Below are 18,533 nucleotides of genomic sequence, written 5' to 3'. Positions count from 1 at the left end.
GCCGGCGGTTTGCGAAGCGGTTCGCTGCCGGCGTCGCTGGCGCGCGAGGGCCGCCTGATGCGCGACGCTCTCGCGCGCGATCTTCTCGACCTCGCCGGCGTGACGCTCTCGATGACGCATGACGACCGTCTGCCGCCGCCGTCCATCGGCGACAGCGCGCCCGTGACGAAGGGCGTCGATCCGTGGCCGCTGTGGCGCCGTCTTGCAAGCGAGGCCGACGCGGCCTGGGTGGTGGCGCCGGAGACGGGCGGATTGCTCGAACGGCTCGTCGGCCTCTGCGCCTCCGCGGGCGCGACGATCGTCGGTCCCGATCTCGCAGCGATCCGGATCGCTGCGAGCAAACGTGCGACCGCAGAGCGGCTCGCGACGCATGGCGTGGCGGTAGCGCCGGTCTGGCGGCCGGACGGCGTTCCGCCCGGCGAGGCCGGGCCCTTCGTCTCCAAGCCTGACGACGGCGCCGGCTGCGACGCCACGCGCCTGTGGACGCGCGCGCCCTCCCCGGTCGACCTGTCCGATGGCTCCGTCATCCAGCGCTACGTGCCGGGAGAGGCCGCGAGCCTCACCGTCCTGCGGCGCGACGGGACGACCTTCCTGCTCGCGGCGAACCGCCAACGGATCGCCGTTCATGACGGCGCATTCCAGTTTGACGGCCTCGACGTCGCGGCTTTCGAAGATCCGGATGGCCGCCTGGCCGCGCTCGCCCGGGAGGTCGGCTGCGCCCTGCCGGGACTCGACGGCCTGTTCGGCGTCGACATCGTGTTGGGTGAGGCGGGTCCGGTCGTGATCGAAGTGAACCCGAGGCTGACCACGGCCTATGCCGGTCTGCGCGAAGCGCTGGGCGTCAATCCGGCCGCGCTCGTCGCGCCCTTTGCGGCCGCTGACGTCGTGACCCCGCCGCTCGCCAGCCGAACCGTCGAGGTCCGGCCTTGAGCGCGACCGTCGGGCTCGACGTCGGCGGCGCGCATCTCAAGGTGGCGCGTCTCGACGCCGCCGGCGCGCTCGTCGCGGCCCGAACCGTGGCGTGTCCGCTCTGGCGGGGACTGGACCGTCTGGACCAGGCGCTGGACGAGGCTGCCGACGATATCCTGCCCACGTCCGAAATCGCCGTCACGATGACCGGCGAACTGGTCGACCTCTGGCCCGACCGGGCGAGCGGCGCCGCGGCGATCGTCGCAGCCCTCGCCGACCGTTACGGCGCCGCCCGACTTGCCTTCTACGCCGGCGCTGTCGGCTTCGTCGATCGCGACGCGGCCGCCGGCCACGTGGCCCGGATCGCGTCCGCCAACTGGCGGGCGACCGCGGAGGCGATGGCGCTGGAGCATGAGTCGGGCCTGTTGGTCGACGTCGGGTCGACCACAGCCGACATCATTCCCGTCGCGAACCGCCGGGTCTCGGCGCGCGGCGCGACGGACGCCGAGCGTATGGCGGCGGACGAGTTGATTTATCTCGGCGTGGCGCGCACGCCGGTCATGGCGATGGCGACCCGGCTGCCTTTCGGCGGCGCATGGGTCCAGCCGATGGCGGAGCATTTCGCGACCTCGGCCGACGTGTTCCGCCTCACCGGAGACCTCGTCGAGAGCGCCGACCTTCATCCGTCAGCCGATGGCGGCCCGAAGACGCGGGAAGCGAGCGCCCGAAGGCTGCTGCGGATGGTGGGCGCGGATCTCGACGCCAATACGGCCGCCGCCGCCGAGTTGCTGGCGCGCCATCTCGGGGAAGCCTCTCTGCGCCGACTGTGCGACGCGGCGACAGCCGTGCTGTCCAGGACGCCGACCGCCCCCGCCCAGACCGTCGTCGGGGCCGGGGTCGGCCGATTCCTCGCTCGGCGGCTGGCGGAAAGGCTCGGGCTCTTGTATCGCGACGTCGCGGCGGGCTGGACCGAGGATGCGGCGCTGGCCCGAGCGGCCGCCGACGCGGCCCCGGCCGTCGCCGTCGCGAAGCTTTGCGCGATGCGTCGGCGCCCGGCTGAGACCGATGGCGGGCGCTCGCCGTTATGACCTTGAGAGCCCTGCGAGCGCGAGCGACATGAGCGACCGAATTTTTCTGCGCGGCCTTCAGGTCCATGCCCATCACGGGGTGTTCGAGGAGGAGAAGACGCTCGGACAGCGCTTCGTCTTCGACATCGACTACTGGCTGGACACCCGCGCCTACGGCCTCACGGACGATTTCACCGACGCGGTGTCCTACAACGACGTCTATCTGGCGGTCGTCGAGATCGCGACGACGCAGCGCTTCAACCTCCTGGAGGCGCTCGCCGAGCGCATCGCCGAGACGTTGCTCGATCGTTTCGCGACGATCGAGACGGTCCGCGTCGAGGTTCACAAGCCGATGGCCCCGATCGCGGGCGTGTTCTCAGACGTCGGCGTCGAGATCATCCGCCGGCGCGGCGAGGCTTGAGTTGACCGAAATCGGCCTCGGCTTCGGCAGCAATGTCGGCGACAAGATCGCGAATCTCAACCGCGCCATGGAGCGCGTCTTCACCGGCGAAAGCGTCCATTTCGTCGCCGCGTCGTCGATCTGGCGCACGGCGCCGTGGGGCTATGTCGAGCAGGACTGGTTCGCGAACGCCTGCGCCGTCGGTCGGACCGACATGTCGCCCGAAGAGGCGCTCGCCTTCACGCAGAGCGTCGAGGAGGAGCTCGGCCGCGAAAAGACCTTCCGCTGGGGACCGCGGCTGATCGACGTCGACATCCTCTATCTCGGCGATGAGAAGGTCGCGACCGAGCGGCTCATCGTGCCGCACAAGGAGATGTTCAACCGGGCTTTCGTGCTGGCGCCGTTGGCGGAAATCCGGCCCGACCTGGTCCTTGACGGCGTCGCAATCCGCGACGCGGCGGCGAAGGTCGACGTCGAGGGCTTCGCGAAGCTTTCGCCGCCCTGGCGGCCGCGCGCCCTCCCGAGCCAATAGCATTCAGACGGCTGCGGCCGTACGAAGCCCCGGGCAGGCCGGAATCAGGTCGCTTCTTCGTCGGAGGCGTCGCACTCCGGGGCCTCGCCCAAGCTCGATATGATGTCCCTGATATCCTGCGCGCAAAACGGCTTCGGGATGAACCTGGCGCCGGCGAGCTCCTGCGGAGCTTCGTCGGAGCGGGCGCCGGACACAAACGCGAAAGGGACCTTGTTGAGGCACAGCTTCAGCGCGAGCGGATAGGTCTTGCCGTCGGTGACGTCGATATCGAGGAAAGCTAAGCCGAGGACCTGGTCGGCCTCCAACAAGGCCTCCGCCACAGACATGACCACACGCACTTCAGCATTCGGCAGTCTCTCGAGAACGATCGCTTCGATCTCGAGGGCGATGATTGGCTCGTCCTCGACGATCAACACGCGCATCGTGGTCCAACGCTTCCTGCGGGCGCCTCGGCGCCGCGCATGCGGGCCTAAGCTCCCACGCCGCAAAAACGCACGGCGTTAGGCGTAGACGCTTTGACGCTCGCTAAGGTTCCGCTCGCGGGATGACCGGCAGGAATTCCGCTCCGTGCTCGGATAGGAATGCGTTCATTGCGAGGGCGGGCGGCGTCAGCCGTTTTCCCGCCCGGCGCACGACGTGCCACTGTCTCAGGATCGGCAACCCTTCCACGTCCAGGGCGACGATGCGACCGTCGGCGATTTCGGCGGCGACCGTATGGGCCGAGATCAGGGCTAGCCCGAGCCCGGCGATGACGGCCTGCTTGATCGTCTCGTTCGAGCCGATCTCCATGCCGGTCCGGACTTTCACGCCCTCCTGCTCGAACAGCCGCTCCATCAGACCGCGCGTTCCGGAACCGCCCTCGCGCATCAGAAACACATGGCCGTCGAGATCCTTCGGCCGGACCGTCCGACTGGCGAGAGGATGGCCGGGCGCTGCAATGACGATATGGGGGTGATCTCCGATCACGGTCCGGTCGACGTCGAGATCTTCGGGCGGACGCCCCATGATCGCGACGTCGACCTGGTCCGTCCGCAGAAGATTGATCACCTCCGCCCGGTTGCCGATGACCAGGCTGAGCTCGACCTTGGGATGCGACCGCGCGAAGGCCCCGAGCGCCATGGGCGCGAAATACTTGGCCGTCGAGACGATCGCGACCGACACCCGGCCTCCCTCGAGGCCCTTCATCGCTTCAAGCGCCGCCACGCAGTCCCGGATCGCGTGCTCGACGCGCGCGGCGGCTTCGGCGACCTCGCGTCCTGCGTCGGTGGGACGAAATCCGTCCCCGCTTCGATCGAGCAGCGGCAGTCCGACCGCCTGCTCCAGCAGTTGAACCTGCATGGTGACCGCCGGCGGCGTCACGCCGAGCCGACGGGCCGCGGCGCTGACCGCGCCGGTGTCCGCCACCGCGGCGAGAGCGCGCAGTTGCTTCAGGGTCAACGAACGGATCAGATCTTCAGACATTCTGAATGTCGCAATTAGTTTATGTGGCAAATCTAAGCAACCGGCCTACGACGATCTGTTGCTTTCACGACGCGTTCGGGGCCTGTATCGCTGGAGCGCGGCGGGGCAGACTGCGCCCGAAAAATACTGGCAGGGAGCCGCACGTGGCCGACGACACCACCCTCGACGCCTATCTCGACGCCTGGGCCGCCGGCGATCCCACGCGCGCCGCCGTGGCCCGGACGGTGACGGCGATGACGGCGGCGGGACGGACGATCGCCAAGATCGTGGCGCGCGGAGCGCTCGAAGGAGCGATGGCCGCCGCGGTCGGCGACAACGCCGGCGGCGACACCCAGAAGGCGCTCGACGTGCGCTGCCACGAGATCACGGTCGAGGCCTTGCGCCGCGCGCCGGTGGCGCTGGTCGGCTCGGAAGAGGCCGACGAGGTCCAAGAGCTCGATCCCACCGCTCCGCTCGCGGTCGCGACGGATCCGCTCGACGGATCGTCGAACATCGAGACCAACGTCTCGATCGGCACGCTGTTCGGCGTTTTGCCGAACATCGGAGACGGCACGTTCCTCCAGCCGGGCTCCAAGCAGCTCGCGGCGGGGTTCATCGTGTACGGTCCCGCCACCGCGCTCGTGCTCACCGTGGGCGACGGCGTCCAGATCTTCGTGCTGGACGCCGAGCGCGACGCCTTCCTGCGGAGCCATGCCGACGTCAGGATCGCGGAGACCACCAAGGAATACGCGATCAACGCCTCGAACCACCGCCACTGGGACGACGCGATGACGGCCTATATCGGCGATTGCCTCGCCGGCGAGACGGGTCCTCGGGAGAAGAATTTCAACATGCGCTGGGTCGGCTCCCTGGTCGCCGACGTGTTCCGCATCCTCGTCCGGGGCGGCGTCTATCTCTATCCGGGCGACGCGCGGAAGGGATATGAGCAGGGACGGCTGCGGCTCGTCTATGAGTGCAACCCGATCGCGATGGTGTGCGAGCAGGCCGGCGGCGCGGCGACCGACGGCCGGACGCGCATCCTCGACCTCATCCCCGAAAAGCTGCATGTGCGCGCCCCGCTGATCGCGGGGTCGGCCGAGGAGGTCGAGCGCATCGGCCGCTATTACGCCGAGCCCGCGCGCAAGGGATCATCGTCGCCGCTGTTCGCGAGACGCGGCCTGTTCCTCGCCTGACGGTCGTCGATGTCGCTGCGTCACCCGATCATATCCGTCACCGGCTCGTCGGGGGCCGGCACCACGTCGGTGCGCACGACGTTCGAGCAGATTTTCCGGCGCGAGAAGATCGTCGCCGCCTTCGTCGAAGGCGACGCCTTTCATCGCTACGACCGGGACGGCATGCGCCGCCACCAGGAGGAGGAGGAGGCGCGCGGCAACCACCATTTCAGCCATTTCGGCCATGAGGCGAACCTGCTCGAGGAGCTCGAGCGCACTTTGGCAAGCTATGGCGCCAACGGCGGGGGACGGACGCGCCATTACGTCCATGATCTCGCCGCCGCGCAGCGCTTCGGCCAGCCGATGGGCACCTTCACCGAGTGGACCGACCTGCCCCGGCCCACCGACCTCATGATTTACGAGGGGCTGCACGGCGCGACCGTAACCGACGGCCTCGACCTCGCCCGCCACGCCGACCTCAAGATCGGCGTCGTGCCCGTGATCAATCTGGAGTGGATCCAGAAGATCCACCGCGACCGCGACGACCGCGGCTACACCACCCACGACGTGACGCAGACGATCCTGCGCCGGATGCCGGACTATGTGAACTACATCTGCCCCCAGTTCACCCGCACGGACATCAACTTCCAGCGCATCCCGACGGTCGACACCTCGAACCCCTTCATCGCGCGCTGGATCCCGACCGCCGAGGAGTCGATGGTGGTCATCCGGTTCCGCGATCCCCGCGGCATCGATTTCCCCTATCTCCTGTCGATGATCCCCTGGAGCTTCATGTCGCGGGCGAATTCGATCGTCATTCCCGGCGGCAAGCTCGATCTCGCCATGCAGCTGATCCTCACGCCGATGATTCTGAGCCTTGTCGAGATGAAGCGCCGCGCCGGTTGAACGCACCGGACTGTACGACGGGCGACGAAAGGTTTATGCGCTCGCCGCATCGCAGCAGAACCGGCTCGCCCGCCATGCCCTCCGCCGTCATCGCCCCCTCGATCCTCTCCGCCGACTTCTCCCGCCTCGGCGAGGAGACCCGCGACGTCGTCGCGGCAGGCGCCGACTGGGTGCATCTCGACGTGATGGACGGCCATTTCGTGCCGAACATCACCTTCGGGCCGGAGGTGGTGAGGAAGCTGCGCCGCTGGACCGACGCCCTGTTCGACTGCCATCTCATGATCGCGCCGGCCGATCCCTATCTTGAGGCCTTCGCCAAGGCCGGCTGCGACCGGCTGACGGTCCACGCTGAAGCTGGCCCGCATCTCGACCGCTCGCTTCAACTCATCCGCTCGCTCGGAAAGCAGGCGGGCGTCGCGATCAACCCCGCGACCTCGGAGAGCGCGATCGAGCACGTGCTCGACAAGATCGATCTCGTTCTCGTCATGACGGTGAATCCCGGTTTCGGGGGCCAGGCCTTCATTCCCGCGATGACGGAGAAGATCGCCCGCGTGAAACGCATGATCGGCGCGCGGCCCATCCGCATCGAAGTCGACGGCGGCGTGACGGCCGAGACCGCGCCGCTCTGCGCGGCCGCCGGAGCCGACGCCTTCGTCGCCGGCAACGCCGTCTTCAGGGACGGCCCGGACTTCTACGCGCGCCACATCACTGAGATCCGGGCCGCGGCGGACGCCGCACTGGGCCGTCGGGCCGCCTGATGGGGCTCGAGGCGCTGATCTTCGACGTCGACGGCACGCTCGCCGAGACCGAGGAAGCTCACCGCCGCGCTCTGAACGAGACCTTCCGGGCCTTCGATCTGCCCTGGGAGTGGGACCAGCCGACCTACCGCCGCCTGCTGCGGGTGATGGGCGGCAAGGAACGGCTCCGGCACTTCATCGAGCACGACCGGCCGCCGCAAGCGGACCGCGCGCTCGCCGCGCTCGGCGAGCTTCACGCCGCGAAGAACCGGCGCTACGCTGAACTCGTCCATGAGGGCGCGGTGACGCTGCGACCGGGCGTCGAGCGGCTGATCCACCAGGCGCGCGCCGCCGGCGTCCGTCTCGCCATCGCGACCACGACGAGCCTCGGCAATGTGGAGGCGCTGCTGTCGACCACGCTCGGCGCGGACGGGCCGGGACTGTTCGAGACGATCGCGGCCGGCGACTCCGTCGCCGTGAAGAAGCCGGCGCCGGACATCTACCTGCTCGCTCTCAAGCGCCTCGCGCTTGACCCTTCGGAGGCCATCGCCTTCGAGGATACGGTCTACGGCGTGCGCTCCGCCGCGGCGGCGGGCCTCCGATCCGTGGCGACGCCAAACTTCTACACCGACGACCAGGACTTCTCCGGCGCCGCCGCGGTGTTCGACAGCCTCGGCGAGGCGGATCGTCCCGCCCGGTGGCTGGCCGGCGCAGGCCGAGGCCAGACGATGGTGACGGTGGAGTTTCTGCGCACGCTGATGGACTGATGGACTGATGGGCTGGCTGCACACGAATTGAGACCGAGCCTTTCCCCCGCTATGGTTTCGCCGTTCGCAGCGCATGGCGCCGCGTGACGGCGCGCCGCGCCAGCCAACGCACGGATCGGACATGTCCGCGATCGAGCCGCCCCAGTCGACCGACGAGCCGCCGGCCTTCGAACAGTCCGCCTTCGCCGCAAGCGCGGCCGCGCTCGTCGCCAACCACACGATGTCCGACCGGGTGTGGGACCTCTATTTTCCCGAGATCCCGAAGAGCCAGCCCGAACTCAGGACGATCCTGATCGAGACGCATCAAAAGGCCCTGTCCGGCCAGCCGAACAACATCGGCGAAACGGTGCGATTCATCGAGGATCGCTTCGACGTCAGCGACAACACGGCTCGCGAGTGGATCAGGGATCTCGTCGAACTCAAATTCCTTGTCCACGTCCCCGCGGAGAAGAAGAACGAGTTCCACGTCGTTCCGTCCACGCCGGCGAAGGTCGGCCTGTTCAAGGTCGGCCAGGAATACGCGCTCTTCCTCGGTCTGCTCGGCCGGCTCCTGAGGTCGGCCGAGCAGACCAGCGATCTCGACGTCGAGCAGATCGACTGGTTCAGGTCCGTCGAGACGACGCTGACCCGCGAGGCGGTGGACTACCCCACCAGCTGCTGACCGCCCCGGCGGACATCCTCTCCACTCCGGACCAGCCGCTCGGGATCGAGCTGGCGGATCGACGGCGTGACTCGCTGGACGGCGCGACGCCGTCGGCGGGGCGGCGGCGCCGAAGCTTGCCCAAGAAACTTGGACAAGACTGTTTAGCAAAGAAATGGACCAACAATACATCCCAAAGACTTGGAATTTTATTGGCGCTTTGACTTCTGTACATTCTCCACAAGCGAGCAAACGACGCGCATTGAGCGCGAACGATCGCCGTGGGGACAGAGGAGAAGCGATAATGAGCGAGTATAATATTCTCGGAGCGCTTTTGATGAGCGTCGTCGCATTGGTATCGATCAAGTCCGAACCGGCAGTGAGCTTGTCTCATGATATCGGTAAAGGCCGATATTCGGACCGACTACTTCCCACCCCGAGCGTCCCCGCCTCGGTTGAGAGCGCCGCTCAGCGCCGCGAGGGCTTCAAATGACGGCCCTCCGCAGGCGTGGCGCCGGGGCGTCCAGCGCGAGACGTCGGCCGCCGGTCCGGACGTGGCGGTCGGTGGCGCAGTTTGGAGACGTCGCCTTGCTCGCCCTGCTGCTAAGCGCTCTCGGCGTGATCTCCGCCATCGGCTAACCGGGCCGCGTCATTCCCGTCTGCCCCGCGCAGCGGGGGGCGGCTCCGCCCGGTCCGCGCAGGGACCGGGCGTCCTTTCCGTACAACGTCACGCAGATCGCCCGTCCGGTGTCGCGCCGGCGCAATGGCGGCGGCCGGGCGGGCGTGGCAGTTGATCGGGCGTGCGCGTAACAGACGGGAACATCGTGCGGGGGCTGAAAACGACCTTACGGCTCGCGGCGGCCGGTCTCGCCGCCGCGACGCTTTCGGCCTGCGCGGACGGCTGGAGTCGCCCCGAAATCGGGCTGCCGACGGCCGAGCGCTGGAAGGACGCGCGGGCGGCGGACCCGATCTGGCCTCAGGCGGACTGGTGGCGGGGGTTCGGGTCGAGCGAGCTCGTCCGGCTCGTGGTCGAGGCCGAACGCGCCAATCAGGACATCGCCGCCGCCAAGGCGCGCATCGAGCAGGCCGACGCCCAGGTCCGCATCACCGGCGCCGCTCTCATTCCGTTCGTTCAAGGGACGGGCGACGCCGGAGCGCAGAAGACCGCGAACTCCCTTCGCGGCGCCCAGGGCTCGTTCCAGTCGGCGCTCTCGGCGAGCTACGAGCTCGACTTCTGGGGCAAGAACCGCGCGAACGTCCGCGCGGCGCAGGCGTCCGCCTTCTCGGCCCGCTTCGCCGCAGAGGTCACGGCGCTCGGCGTGGTGACGAGCGTCGCCAACACCTATTTCGCCCTGATGTCCGCGCAGGAGCGGCTCGCGATCGCGCGGGGCAATGTGCGCAGCGCGCAGACGATTCTGGATGCGATCCAGGGGCGGCTCGACGTCGGCACTGCCTCCGGGCTCGACCGCGCCCAGCAGCGCAGCGTGCTCGACCTGCAGCGCGCCTCGATCCCGCCGATCGAACAGGAAATCCGCACCAACGAGACCGCGCTTGCGCTGCTGCTCGGACGGCCGCCGGTCGCGCTCGACGTGAAGGGCGGACGCCTCGCCGCGCTGAAGACGCCGCGCGTCGCCCCCGGCCTCCCCGCCGATCTGCTGCGCCGCCGCCCCGACGTCCGTCAGGCCGAGTTCAACCTGGCGGGGACGGACGCCGACATCACCGCGGCGCGGGCCGCCTTCCTGCCGTCGATCTCGCTGACGGCTCAGGGCGGCTATCAAAGCACGGCCCTGAAGCGGCTGTTCGAATCCCAGGCCGGCTTCTACTCGCTCGCCGCCGGCGTCACGCAGCCGCTGCTCGACCCGACGCTGCCGGGCGGCCTCGACCTCGCCAAGGGCCAGTATCGGGAAAATCTCTACGCCTACCGCCGGGCGGCGGTGCAATCCTTCGTGGATGTGGAGAACGCGCTGATCGCGGTCCGCAAATCGGCGGAGCAGGAGCGCCTGCAGGGCGCCGCGGTGAAAAGCGCCCGCGAAGCCTATGACATCGCGCAGGCCCAATTGAAGGAAGGAGCCGTCGACATCGTCACGGTGCTGAACACGCAGCAGACGCTGTTTTCCGCGCAGGACGCGCTCGTCGCCGCTCGGCTCGCGCGCTACCAGGCGCTGGTGTCGATGTTCGAGGCGCTCGGCGGCGGCTGGGCCGCCTCAGGCGCGCCCGCCGGCGGGCCAGCTCTGCCGCCCTTTCCCGTTCCCGCGATCGCGGCGCGATGAAGCGCGTCATCGTCCTGCTGCTGCTGGTCGCGATCGGCCTCGCCGCCTGGAAATTCTGGCCGCCGCCGGATTATCTGCTGCCGCCCTTTCTGAAGGCCTCCACCGAGGCTGGCGGCTCCGCTCAACGGCAGGGCCGCGCCGGGGGCCGTCGCGGCGGCGGGGCGGACGGGCCGGTTCCGGTGATCGCCGAGGAGGCGAAGAAGCAGGACGTGCCGGTCTTGCTGGAAGGCGTCGGCACGTTCCAGGCGCCCAACACGGTGACCGTGCGCCCGCAGGTCGAAGGCATTCTCGTCGAAGTCGCCTTCCGCGAAGGCCAGGACGTCAAGGCCGGCGACGTGCTCGCCCGGATCGATCCCGCGACCTATCAGGCTCAGTATGACCAGGCGGTGGCCCAGAAGGCGCAATACGAGGCCCAGCTCGCCAACGCCCGCCGCGACTTCGAACGCTACAGCCGCCTCGCCAAGAACGACTACGGCACCCAGCAGCAGGCCGACACCGCCAAGGCGACCATCGCGCAGCTCGAGGCGCAGGTGCGCTACTACGCGGCGACCATCGACCAGGCGAAGGCGACGCTCGACCGCACCGTGGTGCGCGCGCCGATCTCCGGTCGCACCGGCGTCCGCGGCGTGGACCAGGGGAACTACGTCACGGCGGGCGAGACCACCGGCATCGTCACCATCACCCAGGTCCAGCCGATCGCGGCGCTGTTCACGCTGCCGCAGCAGGACATCATGGCGGTAAACAAGGCGCTGGCGCGAGGCTCCGTGCCGGTCGAGGCGCTCGCCGGCGACGGGACGACCGTGGTCGATCGCGGCGCGCTCGACGTTCTCGACAATCAGGTCGACCAGACGACCGGCACGGTGAAGCTGAAGGCGACCTTCCCCAACGCCGAGCTCGCGCTCTGGCCGGGCCAGTTCACGACGATCCGCGTGGCGGTCGACACGCTGGTCGGCGTGACGACCGTTCCCGGGCCCGCCGTGCAGCAGGGTCCCGACGGCCCGTTCGCCTTCGTCGTCAAGGACGGAGCGGTCGAGCAGCGCAAGGTGACGGTCGCGCGCCAGGACGCCGTGCTCGCGGTGCTCTCCTCCGGCGTGGCCCCGGGAGAGCAGGTCGTGACGACAGGATTCACCCGTCTGCGCGACGGCTCGAAGGTCGCCGTCGGCGCGCCCGGGGCGAGCTCCGAGCCGGAGAGCGACGCGCCCGGCGCGGGCGCGGAGAACCGGGAGCAGCGCCGTCAGCGCCGCGCCGATCGGGAGCGGACGCCGTGACCGCGTCGCGCGGGCGGCGCGCCCACTGATGAACATCTCCGCGCCCTTCATCGCGCGGCCCGTGGCGACCACGCTGCTCGCTTTCGCGGTGCTGCTCGCGGGCGCGCTCGGCTATCTCCGGCTGCCGGTCTCCTCGCTTCCCCAGGTCGACTTTCCGACCATCCAGGTCACCACGCGGCTGCCGGGCGCGAACCCTCAGACGATGGCCGCGCTCGTCACGGCCCCGCTCGAACGGCAGCTCGGCCAGATCCCCTCGCTCGACAACATGACGTCGGCGAGCTCCTTCGGCCGTTCGAGCATCACGCTCCGCTTCGACCTCGACCGGGACATCGACGGCGCGGCGCAGGACGTCCAGGCCGCCATCAACGCGGCGAACTCCACGCTGCCGAACGACCTGCCCTACCCCCCGGTGTTCTCGAAGGTCAATCCGGCGAACACGCCGGTGCTCACCGTCGCCCTGACCTCCGACACCGTGCCGGTGCGCGACGTGTCCGACCTCGCCGACACCCTGGTCGCCCAGCGCCTGGCGGAAGTCGGCGGCGTGGGCCGCGTCAGCGTCGGCGGCGGCGTGAAGCCCGCGGTGCGGGTGCAGGCCGACATCCGCCGGCTTGCGGCCTACGGCATCGGGTTGGACGCGCTGCGCACGGCGATCGCGGGCGCAAACGTCGCGGGCCCCAAGGGATCGATCGACGGCGACCGGCAGTCCTTCACGATCTCCGCCAACGACCAGATCGCGACGGCTGAAGCCTATCGCGAGATCGTCATCGCGCAGACCAACGGCGCGCCGGTGCGGCTCCGGGACGTGGCCGACGTCGTCGACGGGCTCGAAGACCAGAGCGTGGCGGCGACCTATCAGGGCCGGCCCGCCATCATCATCGAGGTGCAGCGCCAGCCCGGCGCCAACACCGTCGCGACCGTCGAAGCGCTTCGCAAGGCGTTGCCGGAGATCCAGCGGGCGATGCCGGCGGGCGTCCGCGTCGCGGTCGTCGACGACCGGACCGACACGATCAAGGCCTCGATCCACGAGGTCGAGATCACGCTGGCGCTGTCCGTCGGTCTCGTGGTGCTCGTCGTCCTGCTGTTTCTGCGGACGCTGCGCGCGACGCTGATCGCCGGCGTCGCGCTCCCGCTGTCCCTGATCGCGACTTTCGCCGTGATGTGGGGCCTGGGCTACAGCCTCGACAATCTCTCGCTGATGGCTCTGGTGGTCGGCGCCGGTTTCGTGGTCGACGACGCGATCGTCATGATCGAGAACGTCCAGCGCCACATCGAAGACGGCGAGCCGCCGCTCAAGGCCGCCTATGAGGGCGCCCGCGAGATCGGCTTCACCATCGTCTCGCTCACGGCCTCGCTAGTCGCCGTGTTCATTCCGCTGCTGTTCATGAGCGGGCTCGTGGGCCGCGTGTTCCGCGAGTTCGCGGCGACGCTGACGATCGCCGTGGTGGTGTCGATGGTGATCTCGCTCACCCTCACCCCGATGATGTGCGCCAAGCTGCTGCGTCCCCCGAAGGCGGGCGGCTCGCGTCTCGGTCGAGCGGCCGAGCGGGCGACGGAGCGCTTCATCGAAGGCTACCGGCGCTCGCTGCTCGTGGTCCTGCGGCATCAGGGGCTGACGTTGCTGGTGACCGTCGCGACGCTGGCGGCGACCGGCTGGCTCTACGTCGTCGCGCCGAAGGGGTTTCTGCCGGAGCAGGATTCCGGCCTGATCACCGGGACGCTCGAGGCCGCTCAGGACGTATCCTTCGCGGAACTGAGGCGCCGCGACGCAGCCGTCACCGCCGCGATCCGCAAGGATCCCGCCGTGCGATCTGTGGTCTCCGTGCTGGGGGTCGGCGAGCAGACGCCGACCCCGAACGCCGCCCGGCTGACCGTGGTCCTGAAGGCCCATGACGAACGCGAGGAGTCCGCCGATGAGGTGATCGCGAGGCTCAACCGGACGGTAGCCGGCGTCGCCGGCGTCTCGATCGTCTTCCAGGCGACGCAGGATCTACAGATCGCGACCCGCGCCAGCCGGGCCCGCTATCAGTACACGCTGACCGACAGCGACGCGGACGAGCTTGCGGATAACGCGAGCAAACTTGTCGAACAGCTTCGGAAGTCCAACGTTTTGCGGAACGTCGGCTCGGACGCCCGACCCGGCGGGCTGCAAGCGCGCGTGGCGGTCGATCGAACGGCGGCGGGCCGGCTCGGCGTCACGGTGCAGGCGATCGCCGACACGCTCTACGACGCCTACGGTCAACGGCAGATCTCGACCATCTACGGCCAGGCCAACCAGTACCGGGTGGTGCTGGAGGCTGCCCCCGCGCAACAGCGCGGCATGGAGGCGATCGGCCGGCTTTACGTGACCTCGGCGGGCGGAGCGCAGGTTCCGCTCGCGGCCGTCGCGAGCGTCTCCCTGGAACCTGCGAACCTGATCGAGACCAAGGAAGAGCAGTTTCCGTCGGTCACCTTGTCCTTCGACCTCGCGGAGGGCTTCGCGCTCAGCGACGCGCTGACCGCAATCGCCGAGGCGGAGGACGCGATCGACCAGCCCGCGACCGTCGTCGGACGCTTCTCGGGCGACGCGGCGGAGTTCGCGGAGTCGCTGGCAGGCCAGCCCTGGCTCGTGCTCGCCGCGATCATCGCGATCTACATCGTGCTGGGCGTGCTCTACGAGAGCTTCATCCACCCGCTCACGATCCTCTCCACCCTGCCCTCGGCCGGCGTCGGGGCGCTGATCGCGCTGGAGCTGTTCGATCTCGATCTGTCGATCGTCGCGCTCATCGGCGTGATCCTGCTGATGGGCATCGTGAAGAAGAACGCGATCATGATGATCGACTTCGCGCTTGACGCCGAACGGACCCGTGGCATGGCGCCCGAGGCCTCGATCGTCGAGGCGGCCGCGCTGCGGTTCCGCCCGATCATGATGACGACGCTCGCCGCCCTGCTCGGCGCGCTGCCGCTCGCGCTCGCGACCGGCCCCGGGGCGGAACTGAGGGTTCCGCTCGGCGTCACCATCATCGGCGGCCTGCTGCTCAGCCAGCTTCTGACGCTCTACACCACCCCGGTCGTCTATCTCGCCATGGAGCGGGTCAGGATGCGGTTCGCCGGCGGCGCCAAGGCGCCGGCCGCGGAGCCGGCGAAGTGACGTCGCTCCGGCGCTTCAGGAAGACAAGGCTGTTGAGGCCGGATGCGTGCTTCGGGACGCCGTCCTGCGGACGGCTCCTCAGCATGAGGAGGGCTTGCCCTCGATCGCCCTCCACGGTCCCCATCCTGAGGAGCCCCCTCTTCGCCGGCGTCTCGAAGCACGCATTCGCGTCCGCCGCCCTGGCTGGTCTCGCAGGGCGGCGCTGATGTCGCTCTCCGCCCCCTTCATCCGGCGGCCCGTCGGCACGACGCTGCTCGCCGTCGGGCTGATCCTCGTCGGCTTCGCGGCCTATCTCCGGCTGCCGGTCGCGAGCATGCCGAACGTCGAATTCCCGGCGATCTTCATCACGGCGTCCCGCCCCGGCGCCGATCCCGGCGTGATGGCGTCGACCGTCGCCGCGCCGCTCGAGCGCACGCTCGGCGCGATCGCGGGCGTGACGGAGCTCACGTCGGTCTCGTCTCTCGGCTCCACGCGGATCGCGGTGCAGTTCGATCTCGACCGCAACATCGACGACGCGGCCCGCGACGTGCAGGCCGCGTTGAACGCGGCCGCCGCCGACCTCCCGTCGGACATCCCGAACCTGCCGACCTTCCGCAAGATCAACCCGGCCGCCTTCCCGGTGCTGGTGCTCGCTCTCACCTCGGAGACGATTCCGCGGAGCCAGATCTACGACGCAGCCGACAGCGTGCTCGTCCAGCGGCTCTCTCAGGTGAAGGGCGTCGGGGAAGTCTCCGTCGCCGGCGCCGAACAGCCCGCGGTGCGCGTCCGGCTCGACCCCGACCGAATCGCCGCCATGGGCATGGCGCTGGACGACGTCCGCCAGGCGATTGCGCGGGCGAACGTGCTGGCCCCCGTGGGCTCAATCGAGGCCGGCGACCGCTCGCTCGCCATCGCCCTCGACGGCGAACTCGGGTCGGATCCGGAAAACTACAAGGGCGTCGTCATCCGCGTGTCGAACGGCGTGACCGTGCGGCTGGGAGACGTCGCCGAGGTCGCGGCCGGCACACGCAACTCCCGCACGGCCGGCTTCTTCAACGGAAAGCCCGCGGTGCTGCTCAACGTGACCAAGCAGCCCGACGCCAACGTGCTGGAGACGGTCGACGGCGTGAAGGCCTTGCTGCCCGAGGTCTCCCGCTGGATCCCGGCCGGCATCGACGTCACCGTGCTCGCCGACCGCACGCAGACCATCCGCGCGAGCGTCGAGGACATGCAGTTCACGCTGCTGATCTCGATCGCGCTCGTGATGCTGGTCGTGTTCGTGTTCCTGAAGCGCCTCGCGCCGACCTTCGCCGCCGGCGTGACGGTGCCCCTGGCGCTCGCCGGCTCGTTCGCGGGCATGTGGGCGCTCGGTTTCTCCGTCGACAATCTGTCGCTGATGGCGCTCGCGGTCGCCGTCGGCTTCGTGGTCGACGACGCCATCGTCATGATCGAGAACGCCTACCGCAACCTTGAGAAGGGCATGAGCCCGATGGAGGCGGCGCTGACCGGCGCGCGCGAGATCGCCTTCACCGTGGTCGCGATCTCGGTCTCGCTCGTCGCGGCGTTCACCCCGCTGCTGTTTCTCGGCGGACTCGCCGGGCGCATGTTCTTCGAATTCTCCATGACGCTCGTCTTCGCGATCGCGGTGTCGACCGTGGTGTCGCTCACCGTCACGCCGATGATCTGCGGCCAGCTGCTCCGGCCCGAGCCGCGCTCCGAGCGCCGCAGCCTGCTCGACCGCGTCGGCGACGGCTACGCGCGCAGCCTCAGGGTCGCGATGAAGGCGCCCTGGCTGATGGCGCTCCTGATGGCTGCCGCCGCCGCATGGTCGGTGCAGCTCTACATCGCGACGCCCAAGGGGTTCTTCCCGCAGGACGACACCGGCCTCGTCAACGCCTTCACACAAGGGGCGCCGGACGTCTCCTTCGACGCGATGTCGGATCTCATGAAGCGGGCCGCGGCCATCATCGCGGCCGACCCCGCCGTGGAGGCCGTGGCGCCGTCGCTCGGCGGCGGACGCGGCTCCGCCAACCAGGGCCGGATCCAGATCGCGCTCAAGCCCCAGGGGGAACGACCGAGCGCGCAGGCGGTGGTTGAGCGCCTGCGCAAGCCGCTGTCGGAGCTTGCGGGCCTCCGGGTCTTCCTCAGCCCTCAGCAGGAGCTGCGAGCCGGCGCGCGGGAGGGCCGCTCGCAGTACCAGTTCACGTTGTGGTCGGCCGACCTGAACCTTCTGCAGGACACGGCGCCGCGCGTCGTCGAACGGCTGTCCCGCATTCCCGGCCTGCGCGACGTCGCGACCGACCGCGAGGCGAATGGCATCGACCTCGTGATCACGATCGACCGTGAGACGGCCTCCCGCCTCGGCGTTTCCATCGACTCGATCGACGCGGCGCTGAACACCGCCTTCGCGCAGCGCCAGATCTCGGTGATCTACGGCGCCCGCAACCAGTACCGCGTCGTCATCGAGGCAGACCCGGCCAGTTCGCGGGATCCGACCGACGTGCTCAAGATCCACGTACCCGCCGCCGAGGACCGACAGATCCCGCTCTCCGCGGTCGCGAGCCTGACGCGGCAGGTCTCGCCGCTGGTGGTGAACCATCAGGGTCAGTATCCTTCGATCACCATCACCTACGACGTCGCGCCGGGCGCATCGACGGGCGACGCCATGGCGACCGTCGCCTCGGCGGTCGCGGAGATGCGGCTGCCGGACGGACTCAACGCGGAATTCGCCGGCAACGCCGCAGCCTTCGCTCAGGCCTCGTCGAGCCAGCCGATCACGATCGTCGCCGCCCTGCTCGCAATCTATCTCGTGCTCGGCGTGCTCTATGAGAGCTACATCCATCCGCTGACGATCCTCTCCACTCTGCCGCCCGCGGGCCTCGGCGCGCTGCTCGCGCTGCAGGTCGCCGGCGACGATCTCACGATCATCGCCCTGGTCGGCGTCATCCTGCTGATCGGACTGGTGAAGAAGAACGGGATCATGCTGGTCGACTTCGCGCTCGAGGCCGAGCGCTCGCGCGGCCTCTCCCCGCGCGAGGCCATCATCGAAGCGGCGCGGGTGCGCTTCCGGCCCATCCTGATGACCACCTTCGCCGCCCTCCTCGGCGCCCTGCCGCTCGCCTTCGGCGAAGGACCGGGCTCGGAGCTGAGGCGCCCGCTCGGCGTCACGATCGTCGGCGGGCTCCTGGTGAGCCAGGTTCTGACGCTCTACACGACGCCCGCGATCTACCTGCTGCTTGATCGCCTGCGGCGCAGGCGGCGAGACGAGGCGCCGAAGCTTCAGCCGGCGGAGTGACGCCCGGCGGCCGGCGCAACACCG

15 protein-coding genes are annotated in these 18,533 nt (G+C 69.3%); 13 read left to right on the top strand and 2 right to left on the bottom strand.

All coding sequences use genetic code 11. The features are described from left to right. Positions 1-57 precede the first annotated feature (57 nt). Genes ACO2RJ_RS04380 through folK form a run of 4 tightly spaced genes read left to right on the top strand, consistent with a single transcriptional unit; the run spans position 58 to position 2,908 of the window. Entirely contained in the window at positions 58-930 is an 873-nt protein-coding gene (locus ACO2RJ_RS04380; RefSeq protein WP_423266796.1) for an ATP-grasp domain-containing protein, read from the top strand. Beyond that, complete coding sequence (locus ACO2RJ_RS04375) at positions 927-1,997, top strand: hydantoinase/oxoprolinase family protein (RefSeq protein ID WP_423266795.1); 1,071 nt, start codon at positions 927-929, stop codon at positions 1,995-1,997. The genes ACO2RJ_RS04380 and ACO2RJ_RS04375 overlap by 4 nt, the downstream gene beginning before the upstream one ends. 28 nt (positions 1,998-2,025) lie before the next feature. Next, on the top strand, positions 2,026-2,397 hold the full coding sequence (folB, locus tag ACO2RJ_RS04370) for a dihydroneopterin aldolase (RefSeq protein WP_423266794.1): 372 nt from the start codon (positions 2,026-2,028) through the stop codon (positions 2,395-2,397). Between the two features lies 1 nt (position 2,398). Next, positions 2,399-2,908 (top strand): 2-amino-4-hydroxy-6-hydroxymethyldihydropteridine diphosphokinase, encoded by a 510-nt coding sequence (folK, locus tag ACO2RJ_RS04365; protein WP_423266793.1) that lies wholly within the window; start codon positions 2,399-2,401, stop codon positions 2,906-2,908. Between the two features lie 44 nt (positions 2,909-2,952). On the opposite strand, the gene ACO2RJ_RS04360 is transcribed toward folK, so the two are convergent. Next, complete coding sequence (locus ACO2RJ_RS04360; RefSeq protein ID WP_423266792.1) at positions 2,953-3,330, bottom strand: response regulator; 378 nt, start codon at positions 3,328-3,330, stop codon at positions 2,953-2,955. 103 nt (positions 3,331-3,433) lie between these two features. Further along, positions 3,434-4,369, bottom strand: coding sequence for a LysR family transcriptional regulator (locus tag ACO2RJ_RS04355; RefSeq protein WP_423266791.1), 936 nt, complete (start codon positions 4,367-4,369; stop codon positions 3,434-3,436). A 143-nt stretch (positions 4,370-4,512) separates the two neighbouring features. Between ACO2RJ_RS04355 and ACO2RJ_RS04350 the strand changes: the two genes are divergently transcribed. The 9 genes from ACO2RJ_RS04350 (at position 4,513) to ACO2RJ_RS04310 (ending at position 18,509) form a co-directional block, all read left to right on the top strand. Then, positions 4,513-5,541 carry a class 1 fructose-bisphosphatase gene (locus tag ACO2RJ_RS04350; protein WP_423266790.1) on the top strand — a complete coding sequence of 343 codons (1,029 nt, stop codon included), beginning with the start codon at positions 4,513-4,515 and terminating at the stop codon, positions 5,539-5,541. A 9-nt stretch (positions 5,542-5,550) separates the two neighbouring features. Further along, positions 5,551-6,426 (top strand): phosphoribulokinase, encoded by an 876-nt coding sequence (locus ACO2RJ_RS04345; RefSeq protein WP_423266789.1) that lies wholly within the window; start codon positions 5,551-5,553, stop codon positions 6,424-6,426. Positions 6,427-6,500: 74 nt separating this feature from the next. Further along, positions 6,501-7,184 carry a ribulose-phosphate 3-epimerase gene (gene rpe / locus ACO2RJ_RS04340; RefSeq protein ID WP_423266788.1) on the top strand — a complete coding sequence of 228 codons (684 nt, stop codon included), beginning with the start codon at positions 6,501-6,503 and terminating at the stop codon, positions 7,182-7,184. Beyond that, positions 7,184-7,930: an HAD-IA family hydrolase gene (locus ACO2RJ_RS04335; RefSeq protein ID WP_423266787.1), complete on the top strand. Its 747-nt coding sequence runs from the start codon at positions 7,184-7,186 to the stop codon at positions 7,928-7,930. Before rpe ends, ACO2RJ_RS04335 begins: the two co-directional genes overlap by 1 nt. Before the next feature lie 121 nt (positions 7,931-8,051). After that, on the top strand, positions 8,052-8,591 hold the full coding sequence (locus tag ACO2RJ_RS04330; protein WP_423266786.1) for a hypothetical protein: 540 nt from the start codon (positions 8,052-8,054) through the stop codon (positions 8,589-8,591). Positions 8,592-9,394: 803 nt separating this feature from the next. Then, complete coding sequence (locus tag ACO2RJ_RS04325) at positions 9,395-10,840, top strand: efflux transporter outer membrane subunit (protein WP_423266785.1); 1,446 nt, start codon at positions 9,395-9,397, stop codon at positions 10,838-10,840. Then, positions 10,837-12,108 (top strand): efflux RND transporter periplasmic adaptor subunit, encoded by a 1,272-nt coding sequence (locus ACO2RJ_RS04320; protein WP_423266784.1) that lies wholly within the window; start codon positions 10,837-10,839, stop codon positions 12,106-12,108. The genes ACO2RJ_RS04325 and ACO2RJ_RS04320 overlap by 4 nt, the downstream gene beginning before the upstream one ends. Positions 12,109-12,136: 28 nt before the next feature. Then, positions 12,137-15,235 (top strand): efflux RND transporter permease subunit, encoded by a 3,099-nt coding sequence (locus ACO2RJ_RS04315; RefSeq protein ID WP_423266783.1) that lies wholly within the window; start codon positions 12,137-12,139, stop codon positions 15,233-15,235. A gap of 205 nt (positions 15,236-15,440) precedes the next feature. Further along, a complete protein-coding gene (locus ACO2RJ_RS04310) occupies positions 15,441-18,509 on the top strand; it encodes an efflux RND transporter permease subunit (protein WP_423266782.1) in 3,069 nt (1,022 codons plus the stop codon). Positions 18,510-18,533: the final 24 nt, after the last annotated feature.

Origin of the sequence: Hansschlegelia sp. KR7-227 (genome assembly GCF_049446035.1) — a bacterium.
Classification (GTDB): domain Bacteria; phylum Pseudomonadota; class Alphaproteobacteria; order Rhizobiales; family Methylopilaceae; genus Methylopila.
Note: the sequence above shows the minus strand (reverse complement) of the source record. Positions and strands in the feature narration are given on the sequence as shown.